6 protein-coding genes and 1 tRNA gene are annotated in these 5,790 nt (G+C 62.8%); 5 read left to right on the top strand and 2 right to left on the bottom strand.

What is annotated here, in order from left to right; all coding sequences use genetic code 11:
• Positions 1-33 precede the first annotated feature (33 nt).
• Both atpD and atpC read left to right on the top strand, forming a co-directional pair.
• Complete coding sequence (gene atpD / locus NUW23_12435; protein ID MCR4426972.1) at positions 34-1,569, top strand: F0F1 ATP synthase subunit beta; 1,536 nt, start codon at positions 34-36, stop codon at positions 1,567-1,569.
• A gap of 6 nt (positions 1,570-1,575) precedes the next feature.
• A complete protein-coding gene (gene atpC / locus NUW23_12430) occupies positions 1,576-1,920 on the top strand; it encodes an ATP synthase F1 subunit epsilon (protein MCR4426971.1) in 345 nt (114 codons plus the stop codon).
• A gap of 65 nt (positions 1,921-1,985) precedes the next feature.
• Here atpC and NUW23_12425 read toward each other — a convergent pair whose 3' ends face one another.
• Positions 1,986-2,477, bottom strand: coding sequence for a helix-turn-helix domain-containing protein (locus NUW23_12425; GenBank protein ID MCR4426970.1), 492 nt, complete (start codon positions 2,475-2,477; stop codon positions 1,986-1,988).
• 203 nt (positions 2,478-2,680) lie between these two features.
• Here NUW23_12425 and NUW23_12420 point away from each other — a divergent pair, with 203 nt between their 5' ends.
• Both NUW23_12420 and NUW23_12415 read left to right on the top strand, forming a co-directional pair.
• Complete coding sequence (locus tag NUW23_12420) at positions 2,681-2,812, top strand: hypothetical protein (protein ID MCR4426969.1); 132 nt, start codon at positions 2,681-2,683, stop codon at positions 2,810-2,812.
• Positions 2,787-4,154: an MFS transporter gene (locus NUW23_12415; protein ID MCR4426968.1), complete on the top strand. Its 1,368-nt coding sequence runs from the start codon at positions 2,787-2,789 to the stop codon at positions 4,152-4,154. The genes NUW23_12420 and NUW23_12415 overlap by 26 nt, the downstream gene beginning before the upstream one ends.
• On the opposite strand, the gene NUW23_12410 is transcribed toward NUW23_12415, so the two are convergent.
• Positions 4,135-4,629: an AbrB family transcriptional regulator gene (locus NUW23_12410; GenBank protein ID MCR4426967.1), complete on the bottom strand. Its 495-nt coding sequence runs from the start codon at positions 4,627-4,629 to the stop codon at positions 4,135-4,137. The two genes, NUW23_12415 and NUW23_12410, sit on opposite strands and share 20 nt — an antisense overlap.
• A 423-nt stretch (positions 4,630-5,052) precedes the next feature.
• Between NUW23_12410 and NUW23_12405 the strand changes: the two genes are divergently transcribed.
• Positions 5,053-5,139: transfer RNA gene (locus tag NUW23_12405), tRNA-Leu, on the top strand.
• Positions 5,140-5,790 lie beyond the last annotated feature (651 nt).

Below are 5,790 nucleotides of genomic sequence, written 5' to 3'. Positions count from 1 at the left end.
CGTTTGGGGGCGGGGCGGGAATCGACGGGAGGGATGGCCGTGGCCGAGGCACATGAGTCAGATGGGCACGTTGTGAGGGTAGCCGGGCCCGTAATCGAGGTGGAATTCGACGAAGGCGAAGTGCCCCCCATCCACACCGCGCTCCGGCTCGTGCCCGACGAAGAAGAGGAGATTCTGTTCCTTTCCGGCTTGGGCATGGACGAGCACCACCCCATCTCCCCGCGTGAAGTCCTCGTCGAGGTTCACGAGCACCTGGGTGGCAGGAGAGTGAGGTGCATCGCCCTGCTGCCTACGGAGGGGATGCGCCGAGGGATGAGGGCCATCAACACGGGTGGGCCACTCACGGTCCCCGTCGGACCCGAGATCCTGGGGCGCGTCTTCAACGTCCTTGGGGAGACAGTCGACGGGGGAGAACAGGTCAAGACAGAAGACCGGCAGCCCATCCACAAACCCCCGCCTCCGTTCGAGGAACAGGAGCCCCCGAGGGCGATCCTGGAGACGGGGATCAAGGCCATAGACCTTCTGGCCCCTTACCCGAAAGGCGGGAAGATCGGACTGTTCGGAGGGGCCGGAGTCGGGAAGACTGTGCTTGTCATGGAGCTTATGAGGCACGTGGCAGAGAGCTATGGAGGGAGGTCCGTGTTCATCGGCATCGGGGAGAGAACTCGTGAAGGGAACGAGCTTTGGCTCCAGATGAAGCGGACCGGGGTACTGAACCATGCAATCCTGGTCTTCGGACAGATGAACGAGCCGCCTGGGGCAAGGTTCCGCGCGGCACTTGCGGGGATCACCATGGCGGAGTACTTCCGCGACCGGGAGGAGCAGGACGTCCTGCTCTTCATCGACAATATCTTTCGGTTCATCCAGGCCGGCGCGGAGGTCTCGGCGCTTCTGGGCCGGATTCCGTCCGCTGTGGGCTACCAGCCGACTCTCGCCATCGAACTCGGGGCCTTGCAGGAGAGGATAGTCTCGACAGGCCGGGCGTCGGTAACCTCTATCCAGGCGGTCTTCATCCCGGCCGACGACTACACCGACCCTGCCCCCGCGACGACCTTCGCGCACCTAGACGCTACCACGAACCTGGAGAGGCGAATCGCGGAGGTGGGGATCTACCCCGCGGTGGACCCTCTCGCGTCGCGGTCCCGATTTCTCGACCCTACGGTGGTGGGGGAGGAACACTACGAGGTAGCCCGGCGGGTGCAGGCGACCCTTCAGAGATTCCGCGAGCTACAGGACATTATCGCGATACTTGGAGTGGATGAGCTGTCGCCAGAGGATCGGGCGCAGGTCGCGCGGGCGAGACGGATCCAGAAGTTCCTCTCCCAGCCCTTCTTCGTATCCCAGCAGTTCACCGGACTGGCCGGGAGGTCCGTGCCCGTGCGGGAGACCGTGCGTGGGTTCAGGCTGATCCTCGACGGCGAGCTGGACGACATCCCGGAGGATGCTTTCTACATGGCTGGCACTATTGACGAGGCAATTGACAGAGCCCGAGCACCCGCCGGGGACGTGGGCAGTGGTGGCCGCGACGTCACAGCCCCGTCCGGGCACGGCGGCGTCGGAGGTGCATGATGCGTGATGGAAGTCGAGATACTGTCGCCGGAGGGGATTGTATTCCGCGGACAGGCTGAATCAGCGGTGCTCCCGACGGCCGACGGGTACGTCGGAATCCTGCCGGGACATGCACGGCTTGCCGGGCGTCTCGGCCCTGGGACGCTCAGAGTCAGGGCGGGCGGCGGAGTGGAGACCGTGGAGGTTGAAAATGGGATCGTGCGAGTGAGGCCGGACAAGGTGACGGTTCTGCTCACGGGTGTGGGTGAGCACACGGAGAAGGATGGGAGACGTGCGCACCGAGGACAAGGTGCGCAGAAAGAATGGCGACGAAACGTCGCGGGGGCGCGACGGGGGCAGAGTGCCGGCTGACCTCGCGAGGATTCCACCCTTGCGGCCCAGGCAAAGCACGGGCGCCGATTCGGGAAGGCCCCGGCTCAGTGGTACTCTTGATCTGGGAGGCGCCTCTGCACACGGTACACCCGCCGGCCCTCGGAACCCTGGCCCAGTGACTGGTTATCCTGGTGGTCCGAAGATGCGCGGGTGCCGCCTTGCTCTATGAACCTCCGCAGCTCCGAACTGGGGACACGGGGCGAGCGACCGACCCACACGGCGGCCATGTCCCCGCGTCGGATGAGGTAGTATATCGTAGACCGGTGGACTCTGAGTATGTCCGCAACCTCAGCAGCGGTGAGGAATTCTGGCAAGTCACGGGCGAACTGTGTTGTGCCTCTCCTGAGAAACTCCTCGAAAACCGGCTTGAAGACCCGGACCGTTCGGCCTTCCACCACAGCTGGCAACCGTCCTGAACGCACCCACTTGCGCACCGTGGACGGCCTCACTCCCAGAAAATGTGCGACGTCTCCCACCTTGAGCCGGTCGGGCAAGTCCTCCAGACGGGTCTCAACCTCGCCACCTGCGTCTCCCATGCGCACCCTCCCCGTGTCCCGCATCAGCATGATAGTCTATGCTTCCCTTCTGGAGCCGTGGGGATTCCCCCGACGGCCTGCCAGCCAACCACGGGGGATCATCGGAAGAACACGCAGCTTGCCATGGGGATCCACTCCGGGATGCCCAAGGCTCCGGGTTTCTACAAACAACCTGTTTTCCGCCGGGGTCAGACGGTGGTAATATGGGTATAAGTTGGGCAGGGGGACGGGGCGCGTCGGACCTGGTCCAACTCCATCAGATCCCGCTCATCGGAATCGACGGGATCCCACCGGAGGATGAGATCGGGCTTGAAGTCAGATTTGGCGACAAGTAGCACGCAGGGGATGATCACAAAACGGATCGTCGGACTCGCGGCGGTCACGTTCTTTGTGTCGATCGCAGGGGGCCTGAGCGGTCCGGTCTTTCCGCTGTACGCCCAGTTCAGAGGAGCCTCTTACAGCCAGGTGGGGGCGATCGCGGCATCTGCCTCTGTCCTCCATGCCCTCCTAGCCTTCCCATTTGGCCGGCTCGCGGACATAGTTGGCCCCGAACTCATATTCCTTTTCTCTGCCATCTCCGTCTCACTGTCCGCCGTTATCTACCCCATAGCTCGGACGGTTGCCATGCTCGCCCTGGGGAAAACCTTGGATTCGTTGTGCCTGGCGGCGTTCTGGCCGGCTATGGAGACGGCGTCCACCACAGGCAAGGAGACTGCGGGGCATTCGATGGGGATCATCTATACTGTGTTTCCTATAGCAGTGTTCCTCGGATCCTCAGCCGGAGGGTGGCTAGCCGGGGCATTCGGATACCAGGCGGCATTCCACGCGAGCCTCAGCGCAGGGCTTGTCGCCATGGTCGGTGTCGCCAGCGGCTGGTGGGTCCCGCGCACCTGGAGGCAAAGGCTCGGGAGCCTCAGGCGCGGGGGTCAGGGTGTAGGGTACAGGGCTATCCAAGCGGCAGGGCGCGCGGAAGGGTGTTCGGACAGGCACACGAAAGGGCCTGCTGACAGTGGGGCACCAGGCTACGAGGGTTGCGAGATCCGCTCGGAGGCGCGCGGGCCCAGGGTCTATCCGGGCGCACGGTTGAAGCTTGCCCTTGCGGCTGTCTCCTGCCTCTCCTACTGCCTCATAGTGGGCTTGATGTGGACGTTTGTGCCTCTGCTCGCGGATGTTAGGGGCTTGCGCGTCGAACTTGTAGGCCTGCTGGTCGGGATGTTCTGGGTCGGCAGAGTCGCAATATCCCTCGCTGCGGGCGCCGTATCGGAGCGCGCCGGCAGGGGAGCAGTGATTGTGCCGGCCCTTCTTGTGGGCGCCGCCGGCACAGCCGTCCTGGCCTACGGGCAGAGCGAACCGGTCATGTTCGCGGGAGTGTCGATGATGGGCCTGTGCACAGGGGCGCTGGCTCCGGCAAGCCTGTCCCTGGGGTCGGACTGCGTGCCGAACGAGTATCGTGGGTGGGCAATGGGCCTGTGCGAAACCTTCTGCGGGCTCGGATTTCTGGTGATCGGCGCTGCCGGAGGAATCCTCGGGGAGATCTACGGACCCTCGGCCCCGTTCGTGGCCACCGCCGCGGCAACTGCAGTGGTGGCAGCGGTTTTCGCGTTCTTCTTCTGGGGGTGGGGGCGTATCATCGGCGTCCTGCAGCGCCGGAAGCCCCTCAGCGAGAGAGCCACTTGATCAGCGGGACGCTTGTACACAGGACCACCACCAGCCTCACGAAATGCAGGATCACTACTGACGGGCCGTGGGCGCCGTAGTCTGAGGCCGCAAGAGCCATCTCGTTCATGCCCCCTGGCATCGAGCTGAAAAAGGCGGTAACCGGGTCTATGTGAAGGAGGTGAGTGAGGATCAGGCCGGAGACGACACCCGCGAGCATTAGGCAGACGCATATCACAACCGCAGGGATAGCCAAAGACTTGATGCTTGCCCAGGTTAGCTCCTTGATGCTGACCCCGATGATGACTCCTACCACTATCTGAGTTGCGATTTTGGCCTCTGAAGGAAGCGCCGCGAGATGGCCGCCGCTGAGTTTTGCGATGACTACGGCCGCCATGGAACCTACGAGCGCGCCCGCGGGGATTCTGAGTTTGTACGCGACTAAGCCTCCGAGAGTCCCAATGGCGACACTGTTGATCATTGGGTTTACGGACATACTTCTGATCCTCCAGGCGAGTATCTGGGCGCGAATCCCGGGTGGGCAAGCTGGCAGGAGATTAGCATGCTCGCCCGTGGGGTTGGACCGACCGTATGGAGATGATCGCTTGATATCGGCCGTATCCATACCGTGGCCCATACCGTGGCCCGCGCGTCCAACGTATCGCGATGTTTTGCTGCATGCTTCGGTGGGGACACGGCCAACTCCTGCTTGACTTCGGGTTCGGGACGGATGGTGCCTGGCCGAACCGACCGATGTGCGCTTGGGGGAGAGTAAAGGTGCTATGAGCTGGGATGCAGCGTTGAATACACAGCATAACCCGGGTATTGCGCCGGGCGAAGAGGCGTGATATACTCGTGATACGGAGCGGGAGGGAATGCGCCCCGACCGTCGAAACAAGAGAATACGGTTGGAAAGAGTGCCGAAGTGGTGGAAATGGCAGACGCGCTAGATTCAGGGTCTAGTGTCCGCAAGGACGTGCGGGTTCAAATCCCGCCTTCGGCACCATTATTGTTGTACGGCCAGCTAGATGGCTGGATGGACGTGGACACTGAGGCCGAAGGATAACATACAGATAACACAACTTGGCGGCACTCAACGCGCCTACACAGCGCTGGACGGAATGGATGATAAGACGGGGCAGTCAGAGACGGCTGCCCCTATTACTTTCCGGGGAGTATGTGGTTGATCTTCGCGGACGCGTCCTGCTGCATGGAGGGGAGGGCGTGGGCGTAGGTGCCTTAGGAGTTCACCAAGGTCGCGGCCATGAGGCGCAGCGTGGTCGGACGGGTATCCCAAAGGTGCCACATGGTCATTCTCTCCCATCGGACCGACAAAACTCTGGCAGTGCGCGAGATCCTGTCGGAGCGGCGGCAGGTTCTCCGGCGACCTGTCGTCTCATCGACAAGTCCTCCGACGGACCTGTTGCCTCATCGACAAGTCTTGCAAGAGTGCCGAAGATGACTGAATACTCGAAGCGGAGGAAAGCGTCTCGGGTTCATCCGGCGGGATCCCTGAAGGGATCGCCTATCGCGACGCCCGGGTCTACCTGCGGATTTGTCGTAGGCGGATTTCGCGGCGATCGGCTTGCTGTAGGCGATGGTGCCCCGGTTGTCGAGTCCGTGAGAAACCTGCCGGCATTGTAGCAGGTTCCTCTGC

The sequence above is a fragment of the Bacillota bacterium genome (genome assembly GCA_024655925.1).
Lineage (GTDB): Bacteria > Bacillota > DTU025 > DTU025 > JANLFS01 > JANLFS01.
The sequence above is the reverse complement of the archived record's forward strand: the minus strand, read 5'-3'. Positions and strand labels throughout refer to the sequence as shown.